The 17,062-nt window shown below is 50.1% G+C and carries 17 protein-coding genes and 1 tRNA gene; 5 read left to right on the forward strand and 13 right to left on the reverse strand.

Translation table 11 applies throughout. From position 1 onward, the window contains the following. Window positions 1-379: 379 nt before the first annotated feature. Window positions 380-461: transfer RNA gene (locus EML15_RS03225), tRNA-Leu, on the reverse strand. 374 nt (window positions 462-835) lie between these two features. Between EML15_RS03225 and EML15_RS03230 the strand changes: the two genes are divergently transcribed. Both EML15_RS03230 and EML15_RS03235 read left to right on the forward strand, forming a co-directional pair. Continuing rightward, window positions 836-1,195 carry a hypothetical protein gene (locus EML15_RS03230; protein WP_246847006.1) on the forward strand — a complete coding sequence of 120 codons (360 nt, stop codon included), beginning with the start codon at window positions 836-838 and terminating at the stop codon, window positions 1,193-1,195. A gap of 34 nt (window positions 1,196-1,229) precedes the next feature. Next, complete coding sequence (locus EML15_RS03235) at window positions 1,230-1,580, forward strand: DUF3817 domain-containing protein (RefSeq protein WP_144273376.1); 351 nt, start codon at window positions 1,230-1,232, stop codon at window positions 1,578-1,580. A gap of 4 nt (window positions 1,581-1,584) precedes the next feature. Here the strand turns inward: EML15_RS03235 and rdgB are convergent, their stop codons facing one another. The 10 genes from rdgB to clpS all read right to left on the reverse strand — a co-directional run bounded on the left by rdgB (window position 1,585) and on the right by clpS (window position 10,965). Next, window positions 1,585-2,220 (reverse strand): RdgB/HAM1 family non-canonical purine NTP pyrophosphatase, encoded by a 636-nt coding sequence (rdgB, locus tag EML15_RS03240; protein WP_144273377.1) that lies wholly within the window; start codon window positions 2,218-2,220, stop codon window positions 1,585-1,587. Window positions 2,221-2,258: 38 nt separating this feature from the next. Beyond that, window positions 2,259-2,999, reverse strand: coding sequence for a ribonuclease PH (rph, locus tag EML15_RS03245; RefSeq protein ID WP_144273378.1), 741 nt, complete (start codon window positions 2,997-2,999; stop codon window positions 2,259-2,261). 44 nt (window positions 3,000-3,043) lie between these two features. Next, window positions 3,044-3,811 carry an MBL fold metallo-hydrolase gene (locus EML15_RS03250; protein ID WP_144273485.1) on the reverse strand — a complete coding sequence of 256 codons (768 nt, stop codon included), beginning with the start codon at window positions 3,809-3,811 and terminating at the stop codon, window positions 3,044-3,046. A gap of 55 nt (window positions 3,812-3,866) precedes the next feature. Beyond that, on the reverse strand, window positions 3,867-4,703 hold the full coding sequence (gene murI, locus EML15_RS03255; RefSeq protein ID WP_144273379.1) for a glutamate racemase: 837 nt from the start codon (window positions 4,701-4,703) through the stop codon (window positions 3,867-3,869). Beyond that, window positions 4,700-5,419, reverse strand: a complete 720-nt coding sequence (locus tag EML15_RS03260; protein ID WP_246858066.1) for a rhomboid family intramembrane serine protease — start codon at window positions 5,417-5,419, stop codon at window positions 4,700-4,702. The genes murI and EML15_RS03260 overlap by 4 nt, the downstream gene beginning before the upstream one ends. Before the next feature lie 165 nt (window positions 5,420-5,584). Further along, window positions 5,585-7,087 carry a hypothetical protein gene (locus EML15_RS03265; protein WP_144273381.1) on the reverse strand — a complete coding sequence of 501 codons (1,503 nt, stop codon included), beginning with the start codon at window positions 7,085-7,087 and terminating at the stop codon, window positions 5,585-5,587. Window positions 7,088-7,462: 375 nt separating this feature from the next. Continuing rightward, on the reverse strand, window positions 7,463-8,713 hold the full coding sequence (locus EML15_RS03270; protein WP_144273382.1) for a hypothetical protein: 1,251 nt from the start codon (window positions 8,711-8,713) through the stop codon (window positions 7,463-7,465). Between the two features lie 341 nt (window positions 8,714-9,054). Beyond that, window positions 9,055-10,032 (reverse strand): P1 family peptidase, encoded by a 978-nt coding sequence (locus tag EML15_RS03275; protein ID WP_144273486.1) that lies wholly within the window; start codon window positions 10,030-10,032, stop codon window positions 9,055-9,057. A gap of 41 nt (window positions 10,033-10,073) precedes the next feature. After that, the gene (locus EML15_RS03280; RefSeq protein WP_144273383.1) at window positions 10,074-10,616 is read right to left on the reverse strand and encodes a DUF2017 domain-containing protein; all 543 of its coding nucleotides are present in this window, start codon (window positions 10,614-10,616) and stop codon (window positions 10,074-10,076) included. Between the two features lie 19 nt (window positions 10,617-10,635). Next, window positions 10,636-10,965 carry an ATP-dependent Clp protease adapter ClpS gene (clpS, locus tag EML15_RS03285; protein WP_185967152.1) on the reverse strand — a complete coding sequence of 110 codons (330 nt, stop codon included), beginning with the start codon at window positions 10,963-10,965 and terminating at the stop codon, window positions 10,636-10,638. A gap of 101 nt (window positions 10,966-11,066) precedes the next feature. Here clpS and EML15_RS03290 point away from each other — a divergent pair, with 101 nt between their 5' ends. The 3 genes from EML15_RS03290 to EML15_RS03300 are packed head-to-tail and all read left to right on the forward strand — an operon-like array spanning window position 11,067 to window position 14,925. Continuing rightward, window positions 11,067-12,386 (forward strand): nicotinate phosphoribosyltransferase, encoded by a 1,320-nt coding sequence (locus EML15_RS03290; RefSeq protein WP_255455976.1) that lies wholly within the window; start codon window positions 11,067-11,069, stop codon window positions 12,384-12,386. A gap of 6 nt (window positions 12,387-12,392) precedes the next feature. Beyond that, window positions 12,393-14,372, forward strand: a complete 1,980-nt coding sequence (locus EML15_RS03295; RefSeq protein ID WP_144273384.1) for an ATP-dependent DNA helicase — start codon at window positions 12,393-12,395, stop codon at window positions 14,370-14,372. A gap of 19 nt (window positions 14,373-14,391) precedes the next feature. Then, the gene (locus EML15_RS03300) at window positions 14,392-14,925 is read left to right on the forward strand and encodes a GNAT family protein (protein ID WP_144273385.1); all 534 of its coding nucleotides are present in this window, start codon (window positions 14,392-14,394) and stop codon (window positions 14,923-14,925) included. On the opposite strand, the gene EML15_RS03305 is transcribed toward EML15_RS03300, so the two are convergent. Both EML15_RS03305 and serB read right to left on the reverse strand, forming a co-directional pair. Further along, the gene (locus EML15_RS03305) at window positions 14,922-15,707 is read right to left on the reverse strand and encodes an aminoacyl-tRNA hydrolase (RefSeq protein ID WP_144273386.1); all 786 of its coding nucleotides are present in this window, start codon (window positions 15,705-15,707) and stop codon (window positions 14,922-14,924) included. The genes EML15_RS03300 and EML15_RS03305 overlap by 4 nt on opposite strands. Window positions 15,708-15,751: 44 nt before the next feature. Further along, complete coding sequence (gene serB / locus EML15_RS03310; RefSeq protein ID WP_246846902.1) at window positions 15,752-17,026, reverse strand: phosphoserine phosphatase SerB; 1,275 nt, start codon at window positions 17,024-17,026, stop codon at window positions 15,752-15,754. Between the last annotated feature and the right edge of the window lie 36 nt (window positions 17,027-17,062).

The raw sequence follows: 17,062 nt of genomic DNA on the forward strand, positions 1-17,062 counted from the left end.
TGTTCTCCTATTGAACGTTGAGCGCACATAAATATCTTATGCTGCTACTTAGTTTAGTTCCCCTTTGTGATCCAGCAGATTCATGCTGAGTTCCCCATTGTTAGCACACGAGTACGACATGTGGAGCAAACACCACAAAAGGTTTTCCATATGAAACATTTTGCCAAAACATGAGGAAAGTGTCATATATTTTGTTTCTTCCACCTAAGTATTACCCCCGTCAATGCGCTCAACAGGGAAAATGATCAGCATTCTCATACCCCAACGCGCTCTCATGCCCTACATATTCCACAGCTTTACCCATTGCCCCTTATTTATCCCCTTTTACCCCTTAACCCCCAAAGGTTGCTCAACGAGATATTGAGCAACCTTTTTATTGTGCGCCTGGAGAGACTTGAACTCTCACGCCCTAAGGCACTGGAACCTAAATCCAGCGCGTCTGCCAATTCCGCCACAGGCGCATGAGCAGAAAGTCTACCGCATTTCCATAAGTTTTACTAATGCACACGTCATAAGGGTTTTCTTAGAGAAAAGCAGATTGTAAGTCTATGAAAGTTGAGAAAAATCAAAGCAAAAAATTTTGATAAAAAGCATTGACCAAACTGCAAAATAACAATATGCTTGTTTCATCGATCTCAGCCATTGACCCTCCAGCTACGTGGAGAGCGCCGAACGACTGAGGTCAAACCATTTTGATATAACTCAGCAGCACCCAGTACAGCTCTTTTCTAAATTAAGAGTAGACTTGTCTTTCGTGAGTTCTGCATACCCTAGCGATAGCGATTCAGTGCCACCACGGCGGTTTAAGGTGCGACTATGGCATCTGCTGTTCCTTATGGTGCTTGTTACTGCCACTATTTTCTTGGCATGGTGGCAATGGACTCGTTTTCGCTCTGGTTCTGGCACCTTCCAAAATCTTGGCTACGCCCTACAGTGGCCTTTCTTCGGCGCATTTTTTGTCTACGCTTATCGCAAGTTTGTTGAGTACGAAAATATCCGTTATCAGCAAGATATCCAAGATGAGCAGGAGTCTACGGAGCATGACTCTACTGCAGCGACTACCCTAGCCCGTCGCAAGTCAGGCGATGAAGCCGATGACCGTTTTACTGAGTTATTGCCTCAGCGCCAACAGCTCAGCGTCGAAGAGTTTAATGCGTTGAATAAGCCGCGTCGTGGTCATAGTAGCGGAACCTAATCACCTCATATCCAGTTTTCAAGGAGCACTCAACATGACTCATCAGATTCACCCTGAACGCAAGCGCCGTGTCCGCCAAGCACTCTCTTTCTTTTCCATTGCTGCTTGGTGCACTGGTATCTTTTTGCTCATTCTCGTAGCGCGCATGATTGCTGAATATATTTTCCATATGGACTTACCCACATGGACAAAATATGTAGCCCAGGTTCACGGTGGTTTGTATATGATCTATCTGGTCACCACACTCAATCTAGGTACCATTGCACGGTGGCAGCCAACCAAATGGCTGATCACCGCAATCGCTGGCACAATCCCATTTTTATCTTTCTTCGTGGAGCATTCACGCCGCAAAGAAATCACCCAGACGTTTCAGCTAGACAGCTAGGCATCTAGTCTGCACTTATCTCCTGCTGCGCTAGCTTTTGGATTATCGGAATGAGTTGGCGCAATGCTCGCCCTCGGTGCGATATTTCATTCTTCTCCTCGCTACTGAGTTGAGCTGAACTGCGCTGGGTGCCCGCAGCGTCCTCTTCTGCTGGCACAAAAAGTGGGTCATAGCCAAAGCCATTTTCACCAGATTCTTCGCGTAAAATTCGCCCTTCCCAGCGTCCTTCCACCACGTGCTCTGCACCATCAGGAGTGACCAAAGCACATACCGAAACAAAAGCAGCTTGTCGACGCTCATCTGGAACATCAGCTAACTGATCCAAAAGTAAAGCATTATTGGACTCGTCTGTATGCCCTGCCCCTGACCACCGCGCGGACAAAATACCAGGCATTGCATTCAAGGCAGCCACTTCTAAACCAGAATCATCTGCAACACTGATCAGACCAGTGTGTGCCACCCCTGCACGTGCTTTGATGAGCGCGTTTTCGGCAAAACTGCTGCCGTCTTCTTTGGGTTCTGGATAGCTGGCAACGTGTGATAGTGGAACTACTGTTACTCCGTTAATGCCTGCACCATCAATGATATTTTGCAGCTCAATAAGTTTCTTTTTGTTATTCGACGCTAATAGAATCTGCACAATTCTTTCCTCATTGTTCTATTGCTTCGTGCTTATACCTAGTCAATTCCCAAGGCTGCTTTTTGCGCAGCAATAAGTTCTTCGCATCCTTTTTGGGCATAATCAAGCAATTCCGTTAGCTGCGCCCGAGTAAAGGTATTGTGCTCACCAGTACCTTGAATTTCCACAAATTCACCGCTTTGTGTCATGACAACGTTCATGTCTACTTCGGCTCGGGAATCTTCTTCATAAGGCAAGTCAAGGCATACTGTGCCGTCGATTAAGCCCACTGATACCGCTGCCAGTGGCTCGAGGAGTGGCTCACCAGGCACTACACCTGCTGCTTTAAGATGAGAGATGGCGTCGGCAAGCGCGACATAAGCACCGGTGATGGAAGCGGTGCGAGTGCCGCCATCAGCTTGGAGGACATCACAGTCGATGTTGATGGTGTTTTCCCCTAGTTCGCGCAGATCAACAGCGGCACGGAGACTGCGACCGATGAGTCTGGAAATCTCGTGAGTGCGTCCTTTTACTTTGCCTTTCATGGATTCGCGTGGCATTCGCTCGTGCGTTGCCGCAGGTAGCATGGAGTATTCTGCAGTGAGCCAGCCTTCGCCGGAATCTTGCTTAAAGCGAGGAACGCCATACTCTACTGACGCGGTACACATGACACGCGTGTTACCAAACTCCACGAGCACACTACCAGCAGGGTTGGTGGTAAACCCTCGGGTAATTTTCACGGTTCGCATTTGATCTGGGCGACGCCCGTCGGCACGGCTAAAAGTATGAGAATCAGTCATGCTGCCAGCCTACCCTAGTGCGGGGACACACTCAGCATACGTTCCTAGAGCTCTAGTTCGTAGCCGCTTATCCCCAGTTCAACCGGACCGTCGAATTCTTTGCGAGCAGCGTCGAGGCTTTCTTGCGGATCACACCACGGTGGGATATGCACGAGAACCAAACGCTTTGCGCCAGCTAGGCGTGCGATTTCACCAGCTTCTTTACCGCTGAGATGCATATTGGGAGCTTTGCCCTCACCAGTTGCGCCCCAGGTCGCCTCGCAGAAAAACACATCTGCTTCTTTGGCACATTCAATGAGTTGTTCAGTATACGCAGTATCACCTGAGTAGGCGATGATTTTTCCGCTGCTGCGGTGTTGCAGGCGAATGCAATAGGAGTCTATGGGGTGAATAGCGCGAAATGGTGTGAGGGAGAAATCGTCGATAAGCTCTGGTTTTCCCAGCTGCCACGGGCTGAACTCGAAAGTATCAGACATATCATCAACGTCGTCAACGCTATCACTACTTAATCGCCCTAAATGAGTGGGGCTATCTTCGGGACCTAAACATATGTGTTTGCGCTGTGCCGAAGCATGGGGGTGAAAGCGCCGCCATACCATGAGGCTGGGAAAATCTAGGCAATGGTCAGCGTGCAAATGGCTGAAAATGATATGCGCATCACTGGGGGCATGAACTTGCTGCAATTTTGCGAACACACCAGGTCCAAGATCCATAAGAATAGCGGGATTGCCCTCAGTACGAATGAGATACCCTGAAGCAGGGTTGCCTGGCTGCCCGACACTGCCAGAACTACCTAAGACAGTTATCTTCATCATCGCACCTTCCCTTGTGGACTACTGTTGCTATCTAGTTTCAACGCTAGTCGCGTTACATATTACCAAGCTGTTCTATGTTCATAACGTGAGGTGATAAAAAGCGTGAAGCCAAGTGAGCAAAAAGTTCTGGGTCACCAGTGGAGCCGAAACTTCGCATTGGTGGCTCAGATGCCGCTGAAGCAAGCATATCGTGTTGCGTTAAAGTGCGCATAACATCTTTGGCGGTTTCTTCCGCACTAGACACCAAGGTCACATGATCGCCAATGGCCAACTGGATAACACCAGAGAGCAAAGGATAGTGCGTACAGCCAAGAACGAGCGTATCCACGCCTGCGGCTTGGAGGGGTTCCACATAGGCTTGTGCCACCCCAAGAATCTGCCTACCTGCGGTAATACCACGTTCCACAAAATCCACAAAGCGTGGGCACGCCTGCACAAAACACTCCACTTGCGGGTTTACCGAAAAAAGCTCTTGATACGCACCAGAGTTGATTGTGCCTTCGGTGCCAATTACTCCCACTTTACCATTGCGAGTTGTGGATACCGCACGACGAACAGCCGGCGAAATAACCCCCAGCACCGGTATATTATGGCGCTCACGAACGTCACGCAAAGCTGCCGAGGTAGCAGTATTGCACGCAATGACAATCATTTTGCAGCCGCGTCGCACCAGCTCATCAGCAATTTTTAGAGAAAGCTCTCGCACCTGCGCAATAGGCTTTGAGCCATAGGGAGAATGCGCAGTATCCCCGATGTAGATAACAGACTCATGAGGTAGCTGCTCCATGATAGTACGGGCGACGGTCAACCCACCCACACCAGAGTCAAAAATACCGATTGGGGCCTGGGCAGTAATAGCGAGTTGTTGCTTGCCTTGTGCCGTACTCATCGCAACTCACCATACCCTCGCTGTGTTGATCCTTGTGTGGTTCGTTGTGCTTTGCGCGCAGGTGGATCGTCGGAAGTAAGAATAGCGCCAGCGCACAGTCCGCCTAGGGCACCAAAGAAGTGTGCTTGCCAACTCACGCCTTGAGTACCAGGTAAAACACCCCACATAAGCCCACTGTAGAGCAGGATCAAAACAAAACCCATGACGGATTGAGAAAAACTACGATTAAAAAAGCCGCGCACAATGAGATATAGCAACCAGCCATAAATTATTCCAGACGCACCAACATGGACTGTGCCTACCCCGCCAAGGAACCAAGTACCAAGACCCGATATGAGGCATACAATTGCGGTGACTTCAAGAAACACTCGGTGCCCTGATAGTCCAATACACCAACACAACACCACCCCGACGCTGAGATTAGAGATCAAATGGGCAATATCAATATGGATAAATGGGGCGGTGAAAATATGCCAGATCGCCGAAAAATCTAACGGTCGAATGCCAAATGCAGCAATGATGGCATTGTTATTCATGAGTTTGCCGAAGAAAAAAACCATGCACATGATGATGGGAAAACCCACGGCATACGACAGTGCTGTGGCAGTATGAAAACGAGATGCCCACCCCCGACGCGCTGGCTTCCGCCCTGGTTGCGGCTGCGGGGTGTGCTGCAGATTATGCTGTGGCACTTGCTGAAAAAATGGCGAGTTCATCACGACCATTCTACCCACTTGAGCAACTTTTCTGTAGCACGTGCGAAATTTTGGCACCGTATCCACACGCATGCATAGAGCATGTATAGAAATGTATAAATGTATAGAAGAAACCCACCCCTGAGATAGGTAGAAAAACCTTAGCTCAATGGGTGGGATAAAAAATTACGCTACGCGTAGGTGACCGCCAGTAGTAACTTTAGGACGGTCTTTCTTCGCTACAGTCTTAGCCTGCTTAGCGACGTTACCCTTTACACTTTCAGAGATAACGGTCTTAGGTGCAGGCTTAGATTCAGCAGGTTCTTCCTTATCCTCAGGCTCTACCACGGTGGTAACAACCTCACCCTGCTCAACCTCGGTGTCTGTGTCAGGAAGAGTTGGCGGAACAACAGGAATCTTAGGCTCCTCACGCTCCTCAGGATACTCAGCTGGCTTCACAGGTTTCTCCTGTTCAGGCTCCTGTGGTTCTTCAGAAGGAGTTGGCTCCTGAGTTTCCTCACTTGGAGTTGGCTCCTCAGACTGCTCAGGTTCCTCAGAATCAGTTGGTTCTTCAGTTTCCTTAGAAGGCTTAGCAGGATCAACCTCCTCTTCGTCGGAAGGCGTTGGTTCCTCAGACTCTACAGGCTCCTTGCTAGGCGGCACCTCAGTCTCCTCATCAGGACAAAGAGTAATATGCTGGAAGCCCTGGTCGCAGTTATCCTCAGCTCCAAGCAATGAACCATAATAATTCACGGCAGGATTCAAGTAAAGATTAAAAGTCTTCGCATACTGCCGGTAGCGATCACCACCAGACTCAATATCATTGCTAATCGTGTCGAAACGATCAGTGTTACGAGTAACAGCACAGGTTCCCACACCAGTTAAACCATGCTTCGTGCCCTGTTCAGCATACAAAGCAGCAATCTTTTCATTCTCCAAAGCGATTTCTTTGTTGCGCTGCTCAATCTCTGCTTTACGAGCTGAAGATGCAGACTCATCTTCAGGAATCATTGGGATAGACACAGGAGGTAATTCACCAGTACGACCCCACTCGTAATCCTTCAAGGATTGGCACCCCTCTTCAGTGCTACCAGGTCCACCGCCCTCAGAAGAACACTTCCATAGTGTATTCTCTGCACGAATCGGAATGTAGGTATCCTCGCCAACCGCTTCCACAGTACCGGTGACCTCGAAAGTGAATACACCCAGCGCGTTCAAGCCGATTTGGTAGAAATCCCAATCAGGCTGATCAGCAAAAGAAGAGCGCTGAACACCATACCTTCCCTTTTCATCATCAGCTAAAGAACCATGAGGATTCTTCACAAACGACGACACCTTATACGTGTCATTATCAGTAAGCTCTGCTATCGAATCAACAATCGGAACCTGATAGTCCACTGCCTTGGTAAGAACATAACTATCATTACTTGATGAAATGATATTTTCTTCAGGTAACGGATTACCATCCAAATCTTCCCAATAAGTTTTCTCAGGATCTTCTCCCTGAGCGGCAACACCTCTATGCCATTGCACATTAGGCATATGCGTCAGCTTAATCGACACATCCTTCACCGTGGATGGGATCATAATTTGCGCACCACGAGAGGCTTGGATGTGATCTTCAGACATCACCACAGGTGATAATTGCACTTGCCAGGTGACCTGTGTTTCGTCCCCTACTTGTTTCACACAGGTTGAACCAGTGTCACAGTTCGCACCACCCCATGCACCATGAACATTATCAGCACCGCCAACCCGGGAGCTGCCGCCACCACCGCTATAAGTACCAGTACCGCTGCCAGCGGCTAATACTGAGGGGGGGGGGCTAGAAAACCCGCACCAAGCATACTTACGGCAACTACTGCCGCAGCACGCTTAGCAAAACGATTCAACAACATTATTTCCTCTATTCTCCTAGGAAAAGAACAAAAAACACTTTCCAGATTCCCCTCAACCACACAAAGCTGAGAAAAACCTAAAAGCGTTTCCCATCATAACCCAAGAAACACAGAAAGTCCTAGCACCAATGGTGCCAGGACTCTTAAACATCTTAAGAAACAAAAATTACGCTACGCGCAGATGACCACCCGTAGTAACTTTAGGACGGTCTTTCTTCGCTACAGTCTTAGCCTGCTTAGCGACGTTATCCTTCACACTTTCAGCGATAACGGTCTTAGGTGCAGGCTTAGAATCGGCAGGTTTATGCTGCTCAGATTGAGCAGATGGTACAAACTTACTCTCAGAAGAAACAGATTCTTCACTAGAAATAGGTTCTCCAGGCTCCTGTGATTTCTTAGAAGATGTAGGCCCCTCAGACTCCCCAGATTCCTCGCTAGCGGTAGGCTCCTCAGATTCTTTAGAAGGCTTAGCAGGACCAACCTTTTCAGGATCCTCAGAAGGAGTAGGCTCTTCAGACTCTACAGGCTCCTCACTAGATGGCACCTCAGTCTCCTCATCAGGGCACAACGTAATGTGCTGGAAACCCTGGTCACAATTATCCTCATCACCATTGAGCGAACCATAAAAATTCACCTGAGGAAGTAAGTAAAGGTTAAACTTATTTCGATAAGCATGATGTTTCCCCTCGGCAGCATCCTCAATATCACTACCAATAGTGTCAAAACGATCCGTATTCTGCGTTACCGCACACGCACCAACACCAGTCAAACCATCAACTTTCCCCTGCTTCTTATATAGTTCGACAATCTTGTTACGCGTTTCCTCAGACTGCTCAGCAGTTGTCACAGGAGGTAACTCGCCAGTACGAAACTCCACTTTCTCTTTTAGGTTCTGGCATTCTTCCTCCGCGCTACCAGGGGTAACACCCTCAAATCCGCACTTCCACAACATATTCTCAGCCCGAATCGGAACATAAGTATCTGCACCAACTGCTTTCACAGTACCGGTGACCTCAAAGGTGTAAATACCGTTTCCTAGCAACCCAGCTTGATAGAAATCCCAATCAGGTTGGTTCTCAAAAGTAGAAGGATCCACACCATACGTCGCAACAGAATCCTTAACTTCACTCAACGAACCATAAGGGTTCTTCACAAACGACGCTATATAGTATGTTTCATCATCAGGCACTTCCTCCATTGAATCAACAATCGGAACCTGATAATCCACCTCCTGCACAGGATCATAGTCCTCAGTCTCCTGTGGAGATTCATCTGGCATATGCGTCAACTTAATTGACACATCTTTCACCGTGGATGGAATCATGATCTGCGCACCACGAGATGTTTGGATGTGATCATCAGATGATACTAATTTAGCTAGCTGCACCTGCCACGTGACTTGCTTTTCATCCCCCACTTGTTTTACGCAGACTGAACCCGTATCACAGTTCGCACCACCCCACGAACCATGAACATTATCAACAGTCTTTTGGTAGCCGTCGCTACCGCTACTACCGGCTAATACCGAGGGGGGGGGGCTAGAAAACTCGAACCAAGCATACTTACGGCAACCACAGCCGCAGCACGCTTAGCAAAACGATTCAACAACATTATTTCTCTCCTAGGAAAAAGAACAAAAACACTTTCCAAGCCATCCCAACCACAAACACAAAGCTGAGAAAAACCTAAAAGCACACTCATCATAACCACAAAACCGTCGAATAAACCAGCTCAACGTCGCAAAGCCAACATAGTTTCTCACAGGAGCAACTCTCGATACGCTGGCACTTCATACCCCGGCTGAGCATTGCGCACCGCCGACACAATTGCCTGAGCTACTACACTCGCCACCTGACTAGAAAGCGCATACATATCCTCATCAGATACACCCTGCCCACTACCTGTAGACATACAAAACAATGTATCCCCATCTAATGGCGAATGAGCTGGTCTAATTGCAATGGCAATACCGTCATGCCCCACCATTGCTAGACGCTTTGCCTGCGCGTTCGTTAGCGGCGCGTCGGTAAGCACTACCCCAATTGTGGTGTTCAACTTACTAGCCAAAGGTTTTAATTGCGCATAACGCTTAATGTCCACCTGCTCGCATACGGGCACCGACTCACATTCCTGAGCTGCCCACAAGGTTCCACTAGTGGGATTGATAACACTTCCGACTGGGTTAGCCACAATAATGGCACTCAGTGTCCAACCACCAACTGTGCGCGCACTAATCCCTATCCCACCTTTCAGCACTCCTGCGGTAGCACCACAACCAGCACCAAAACAAGAATGTTCTGGTAGTGCCTGCTCCTGTTTACCAGCTGCTACGGACAAAGCTGCCTGCACCGCGTCATACCCATGTTGTGCTTGCGGGCGAGTTTTACTATCCCCGACCAATAAATCAAAAATAACCGCCGCGGGCACAATAGGCACAATAGGTGTGGTGAGCGCACCAGGGATAACAGGAAAACCAATATGTGCTTCTTCTAAAGCGCACGTAGCGCCATCAGCTGCTGCTAGTCCATAGGCAGAACCGCCACACAACAACACAGCGTGTACTCTTTGCACTGTATTTTCTGGACGCAGTAGGTCAGTCTCACGCGTACCAGGTCCGCCACCACGCACATCAACTGCACATATTGCAGACTCAGGCGCTACCACTGCCGTACACCCTGTACTACCTAAACTTGTGTGCCCGAAATAAATACCGGCTACCTCACTGGTGGCGCCTATACTCTCTGCACTATGCCGACTATCTGCACCGGCAGCCGCACTCACGGCATATCCCCCATCATGGCGGTGAGTAAACTGTCTTGATTATATGCAAGCCATTCCACAATCTGTTCCCGCTGCATAAGCTCTTGTGTAGGTACTTCGCTGGCAGAGAGGAAAAGTCGAATATCATTGAGTCCGGCCAGCCACGCGTGTGCTTCTTCTTCGCTGATGTTGATATGCACGCCTCCATCAGGTCCGAGCGCATCAACAATAACTCTCAGGTGTTCTAATTTAGCGCGCGTGATGTCATGCTCGTGTAAAGAGCGCAGCAGAGCATTATCGCCTTCGTACTCCTCATCACAATCACGCTCAAAATCTGGTAGTAACCGAGCAAGCCCGGGATCACTCGGGGCTTCTTTATGCCCACTGATTATGCCGGTAAGCTCGGCCAGTTCATCTTGTGGTGCTGATTGTGCACGAGCAATCAGTGCTTCGCTTACTGTGGCTGCCAATTCCCCCAGGACTTCTCGCTCCATTGGCTCTAGCACGCAACTATATTTTGCGCCACGCACCAGGGATCTCTTCTTCTTCCAGTCTTGCATAGCTTTACCCTGCTTGGTTTTATCCTGCCTGCTGCATCGTCGCCCATAATCCAGCGGTATGCAGTTTCTTTACATCGGCTTCGATTTTATCTTTTTCTCCGCTAGAGACTACCGCTTTGCCTTCGGTGTGTACCTGCATCATCAGTTCCATAGCGCGTTTTTTGCTATATCCGAGCACAGTTTGGAACACATAGGTCACATAGCTCATCAAATTGACGGGATCATCCCAAACAATGCACATCCACGGCAGGTTCTCTGCGGTTTCTATGTCAATATCGACCAGTTCATCAAGCTCTGGAGTAGCCAAGGGCATATTTGCCGTCGGAAAGCTCAATTCTTGTGATTTCATGCCACCCATCATGCCACAGTTATCCGCGCTTTATCATGTGATAACCCCTAAGAAAACCTTATGGTGGCTATCTCCGGCTCAGCGGTCTAAACTACTTGCTTGTGACCAAAGAAACAGTCCAAGAATCAACAGCCCTTCTGACTGATATGTATGAGCTGACCATGCTCCAATCAGCGCTTGCCGACGGCACGGCTCATCGTTCCAGCGTCTTTGAGGTATTTGCCCGACGCCTCCAAAACGAACGACGCTATGGGGTTGTTGCTGGTACCGCTCGAGTTTTAGAAGCACTCTCGCGGTTTCAATTCACCCAAGAACAACTCGATTCCCTCACTTTCTTGGACGACAAAACCCTCGACTACCTCAGCAACTATCGCTTTACCGGCGATATCGACGGCTATCGCGAAGGCGAACTCTACTTCCCATACTCCCCTATTCTGACCGTGCGGGGTAGCTTTGCCGAATGTGTCATTTTAGAAACTCTCATTTTGTCTATTATGAACACTGACTCCGCCATCGCCTCTGCCGCAGCCCGCATGGTAACCGCTGCAGACGGACGCCCCATCTTAGAAATGGGCTCGCGTAGAACTCACGAACACGCAGCAGTAAGCGCTGCAAGAGCAGCATATCTTGCCGGTTTCATGGGCACCTCCAACCTCCAAGCCGCACACAAATACGGTATCCCCAGCTCAGGTACCGCAGCGCACGCCTGGACACTTCTCCACGTCAATGAAGACGGCACCCCTAATGAAGAAGCCGCATTCCGCTCCCAAGTAAAAACCCTAGGCACCGACACCACCTTACTAATCGACACTTTCGACATCACCCAAGGGGTACGCAACGCCATTGCCGTTGCCGGTACTGAACTTGGTGCCGTTCGCATTGACTCAGGTGATCTTGGGGTTATGACTCGCAAAGTGCGCCAAGAACTAGACAGCCTTGGCGCTTATAACACTCGGATTGTGGTCAGCTCTGACCTCGACGAATACGCCATTGCTGGATTACGAGGTGAACCAGTAGATTCCTTTGGCGTAGGTACCTCAGTAGTTACCGGTTCTGGTGCCCCCACCGCAGCTATGGTATACAAGCTCGTCGAGGTAGACGGGCACCCAGTGGCAAAGCGCTCCCGAGGCAAAAAGACAGTCGGTGGGGCAAAACGCGCTGCTCGTGCGCACCGGGCTACAGGCACTGCCGTAGAAGAACTCATCTTCCCATTCGACGCAGAATTACCTAGCGTAGGTAATCTTGATGTGCGCCCACTGACTATTCCGCTTATTCGTGATGGGGAGATCGTCGAGGGGCTGCCTACGTTGGAACAATCCCGCGCATACTTAGCTGAACAGCTCATTACTCTGCCGTGGGAAGGACTCGCCTTGTCTAAAGATGATCCAGTGCTTACCACGCGTTTCCTTGGGTTTGAGTAATGCCCTATGGCTGATTCCGAAACTGACTACGCTCACACCACCCAAGCGCTCCTTGATACTGCAGTAAGCGCTATCGGTGGCGCACCCCGACCTGGGCAAAATACTATGGCACAGGCAGTAAGCAAAGCGTTTCACACCCAGCGCCACCTGGCAGTACAGGCTGGTACCGGCACCGGAAAATCATTGGCATATTTGGTTCCTGCCATTGAATACGCGCATGAAACCAACTCCACTGTGGTGGTGTCTACCGCAACTATTGCCCTACAAAACCAATTAGTGAATCGGGATCTGCCACGCCTGCGCGAGGCATTGCGCACGCAACTATCCCGCGACCCTAGTTTTGCGCTTATCAAAGGGCGTTCACACTATGTGTGCCTCAATAAACTCCATGCCCCTGAGGATCTCGAGGCGCAAGCTGAGTCGCTCATCGAACCAGAGCAACTCAGCAACATGGGCGAACAAATCCTTGAGCTGCGCACATGGGCAGCAGAAACCGACACAGGAGATCGCGCAGATTTAGAGATCAGTGTTTCTGACCTGGTATGGAAACAAGTCAGTGTGAGTGCCCAGGAGTGCGTCGGAGCCAAAAACTGCCCCCATTCCCAGGATTGTTTCTCGGAAAAGGCACGCCTGCGCGCGCATGACGTCGATATTGTGGTGACTAATCACTCACTGCTTGCCATTGATTCGCTTTTCGACGCCAATGTATTACCCGAACATGATGTGGTTGTTCTGGATGAGGCACATGAGCTAAGCGATCGGATCACTGCTGCTGCCGCTGATGAACTCAGCGCCACTGCCTTGTCTATGGCCGCTCGACGCGCAGAAAAACTGGGCGCACAGGTAGAAAAACTCTTGGAGGTCATCAAAGAATGGTCTGCCGAATTAGAGCACACCCAGGCTGGTCGCTTATTGACGCTGCCCACATCTTTGCTGCATAGTTCTCAGGCCCTCAGGCAACGCATTGACCAATGCTGCCGCACTATTTCTGCTGCTCCTGCTAATGAGGCAGCGGATCACCCTACTCGTCATGCAGAGCGTTTGAGCCTGGCTAATGTGTTGCAAAGCCATAGTGATTGTTTCACTCGAGCTTTTGAGTCTTTAACTGCCAAGAACAGCACCACTGATGAGCCAGATCGTGATGTGGTATGGGTTAGCCATGATGATCGTCGAGGTAGCGTATTACATATTGCACCTTTGGCCGTATCCGATTTATTGGGCAGCCATCTTTTTGCGCGCAAAACGGTGGTTCTGACCAGCGCAACCTTGAGCATTGGTGGTAATTTCAACGCAATGGCAGCGCATTGGGGGCTGCCTGCTGGGAAATGGGATGGTATTGATGTTGGCACGCCTTTCCACCCAGAAAAAGCAGGTATTTTGTATTTGCCTACTCACTTGCCACTGCCGGGTCGGGATGGGTTGAGTCCAGAAACTCTCGACGAAATCCATGAGCTTATCATGGCAGTTGGTGGGCGCACTCTCGGATTATTTTCCTCGCGTAGCGCAGCGGTAGAAGCAGCCCAGGCAATGCGTACCCGATTACCTTTTGATGTGCTGTGCCAGGGTGATGATGCTACTTCGGCACTGATTAGGAGATTCAGTAAGGAAGAAAATACGTGTTTGTTTGGCACGCTAAGCCTATGGCAAGGTGTTGATGTTCCTGGATCATCGTGCTCTCTGGTGATTATTGATAAAATACCTTTCCCTCGCCCCGATGATCCGCTGTTGCAAGCGCGCAAAGAGAATGCCGACCAACAACGCAGAAATGGGTTTATGGAGGTATCGGCTACTCATGCTGCATTGCTAATGGCGCAAGGTGCTGGTCGTTTGCTGCGTAGTATTGATGACCGAGGCGTGGTAGCTGTGTTGGATAAACGCATTGTGCTCAAAAGCTATGGTTCTTTCATTCGTGCCTCTATGCCAAGTTTCTGGTGCACCAGTGATCCCACAGTAGTGCGCGGGGCATTAAAGCGGCTTAGGCCTTAATGCTTGGTATGCTTATCCAATGAGTTCGATGAATTCTTGGACAGTTCCAGTCAGCGTGCTAAACGACGGCGACCTCATTCTTCGCCCGCTGCGTAGCGCAGATGCCGATGCGGTATTCCAGTGTTGCACCGATACGCGTATGCGTGCGTTTATTTCACTTCCTGATCCTTATACTGTGGAACACGCACGCGATTATGTTGAGAGTCCAGCTTTGCGCTGGGCGTTATCAGATCCTGAGGATAACTACCTGGGTTCTATTGAGTTGCGTGTTCTTGATGAGCAAGCGAGACGCGTTGATGTTGGGTATAACACTGCGCCGTGGGCACGCGGTCGTGGGTTGCAGACTCGAGCGTTGAAGTTAGTGCTTGCTCATGCTTTTGCTCATGGTGTGCATCGCGTGGAAATTTATTGCCGGGTGGATAATCAGGCTTCGCGTCATGTCGCCGAGCAAGCTGGTGCTGAGTTAGAAGGTATTTTGCGCCAGCATAACTACCACAATGGTAGCTACTATGACATGGCATTATATGCGCTTATCAATCCTGGCGCGGTTTAGCATTGTGATAGTGTTAGCGGTCGCGGCGCTGCGCACACTGTGACCGACCCTGGTGCGATTTCGGTAAAGCCGGCATCTTGTACGCGTACTGGTGCTTGGTCGCACGCCAGGCGGAATTGTTGCGCATCGACTTCTCGAACTGTGCAGGCAAAATTATTGTGCTGCCACTGCAGGATGTGGGCATAGGATAATTCTGCTGCCAGCAGCATTGCCCCATGTCCGACTTGTGCCGCAGTCTTTCCCATAGTCATGCCCAGACTGCGATCCACATAAATGACAGGCAAATCTTCCGCTGGGGGTTGTGCCACAGGCTCATACGGCACATCCGTACCATGTATTTGCAATTTAGCAATCTGTGCGGGTACTTCAGCTACTGCACTGGGCACAAAGGCACGCACTTGTGCCTGTCCACTTTCGACGCTCACCCCAGGTAATACGTGCACTTTGTGCCATGCACTCCCCCGCGCTCTTCTGGCGACTTTCCGAATCCGGTGCGTGTACCAGCGCTCTAGGGCTTGTGCCCAGGCGCCATCGTGTCCAGCTTGCGGGGCAAGGCATACTGCCACTACTGCTTGTGCGCTAGCGGCAAGCACATCCGCCCGAGGTGGCGGCTGTTGTTTAGGCAGGTGGAGCACCATTTGCATGGCTTGAATAGTGCTCGGATCATCTGGGTTTTCCAGTAGCTCTGTCTGGTATTCCTGGTCATTCGCCCTAGGACGACCCGAATAACGTCCTTGACAATGCAGTGCTAATCGACGATGAGCAATGGCAAGTGTATCCATAATGTGTCCGTTTTCTCTGGGGCTTCCTGTGCTCTCTGGGGTTGTTAGTCCAGCGGTACCCGCTGGTAGCTGCTGCCTCCTTGGGCTTCTTCCTCTGCTGCTTCGATTTCATTGCGCGTTATGCCGAGCATATGCAGTACCTCGTCGAGGAACGGTGAATTAACTGAGGTATCTGCAATTTCACGCAATGCTGGTTTAGCGTTAAATGCAATGCCGAGTCCCGCTGCCGAGATCATGTCAATGTCATTTGCGCCGTCGCCCACGGCAACGGTTTGACGCATCTCGAGTCCTGAGTCCGCCGCAAACTCACGCAAAAACTCTGCTTTTGCTTCTCTATCGACGATTTTTCCAACGACTCGCCCAGTCAACTTGCCATCAACAATCTCTAGGGTATTGGCGCGGACATAGTCCAGCTCTAGGTCGGCGGCAAGACCATCAAGCACTTGGATAAACCCACCAGAAACCACTGCTGTTTTATAGCCAAGCCGCTTTAGTGTGCGAATCGTCGTGCGTGCTCCTGGGGTGAGCACAATGGCGCGCGCGACTTCATCAATGACACGTGCATCTAGGCCTGCCAGGGTTTTTACTCGCTCGCGTAAGGACTGCTCGAAATCTAATTCACCACGCATTGCTTTTTCAGTTACCTGAGCAACTTCTTCTTCTTTGCCAGCATAGGCTGCCAACATCTCGATGACTTCGCCAGTAATCAGTGTGGAGTCGCAATCAAAGCAGATGAGGCGTTTATTGCGACGTGCTAGTCCGGCTCGCTCGATGGCAATATCTACCCCTAGTTCGCCGGTTAATTGTGCGAGTGCTTTGCGCAGTGGAATGGCGCCGCCTATTTCTGGGTTCGCCACTGTCACTTTGAGTTCTAACCCTGTGACCGGGTAGTCTGCTATGCCTCGGATTGTGTCGATATTTGCCCCATAATCAGCGAGGGTTTGTCCAATGCGAGACAGGGCTAATGCCTCCACGGGATCTCCCAAGACCACTATTTCATGGGTTGATCGTGGTCGTGATGATTGCGCTGTTTCTTGCAATTCTAAGGTGATGCTTTGCCCATAGGCTTTGAGAGTTTCGGTCAGACCTTGTTCGAGATTCTCAATTGTCTGTGGATTAACACCTACGAAAGCCGCCAAGGAGAGGAAACCTCTAAATTGTGATTGTTCCACGTCGAGCACTTGAACATCATGTGAAGCTAGCACTCGGAAGAACGCTGCGGTAACACCTTGTCGATCTGCTCCAGCAGCTGTGACGACGGCAGGAATATATGATTCTTTGAGCGATACGCTAGGACGTAAATTTTTTTTAACTGACACGAGGTACTCTTTTCGATATTTAATCGAGATGTAGCA

This window comes from Corynebacterium sp. sy017 (assembly GCF_017918135.1).
GTDB lineage: Bacteria > Actinomycetota > Actinomycetes > Mycobacteriales > Mycobacteriaceae > Corynebacterium.

Excerpts from the sequence above, each read along its gene's own strand:
- EML15_RS03230 (WP_246847006.1), top strand. The coding sequence starts at position 836 with ATGGTGCTTGTTACTGCCACTATTTTCTTGGCATGGTGGCAATGGACT.
- EML15_RS03235 (WP_144273376.1), top strand. The coding sequence starts at position 1,230 with ATGACTCATCAGATTCACCCTGAACGCAAGCGCCGTGTCCGCCAAGCA.
- rph (WP_144273378.1), bottom strand. The coding sequence starts at position 2,999 with ATGACTGATTCTCATACTTTTAGCCGTGCCGACGGGCGTCGCCCAGAT.
- EML15_RS03250 (WP_144273485.1), bottom strand. The coding sequence starts at position 3,811 with ATGAAGATAACTGTCTTAGGTAGTTCTGGCAGTGTCGGGCAGCCAGGC.
- murI (WP_144273379.1), bottom strand. The coding sequence starts at position 4,703 with ATGAGTACGGCACAAGGCAAGCAACAACTCGCTATTACTGCCCAGGCC.
- EML15_RS03260 (WP_246858066.1), bottom strand. The coding sequence starts at position 5,419 with ATGAACTCGCCATTTTTTCAGCAAGTGCCACAGCATAATCTGCAGCAC.
- EML15_RS03280 (WP_144273383.1), bottom strand. The coding sequence starts at position 10,616 with ATGCAAGACTGGAAGAAGAAGAGATCCCTGGTGCGTGGCGCAAAATAT.
- clpS (WP_185967152.1), bottom strand. The coding sequence starts at position 10,965 with ATGAAATCACAAGAATTGAGCTTTCCGACGGCAAATATGCCCTTGGCT.
- EML15_RS03295 (WP_144273384.1), top strand. The coding sequence starts at position 12,393 with ATGGCTGATTCCGAAACTGACTACGCTCACACCACCCAAGCGCTCCTT.
- EML15_RS03300 (WP_144273385.1), top strand. The coding sequence starts at position 14,392 with ATGAGTTCGATGAATTCTTGGACAGTTCCAGTCAGCGTGCTAAACGAC.
- EML15_RS03305 (WP_144273386.1), bottom strand. The coding sequence starts at position 15,707 with ATGGATACACTTGCCATTGCTCATCGTCGATTAGCACTGCATTGTCAA.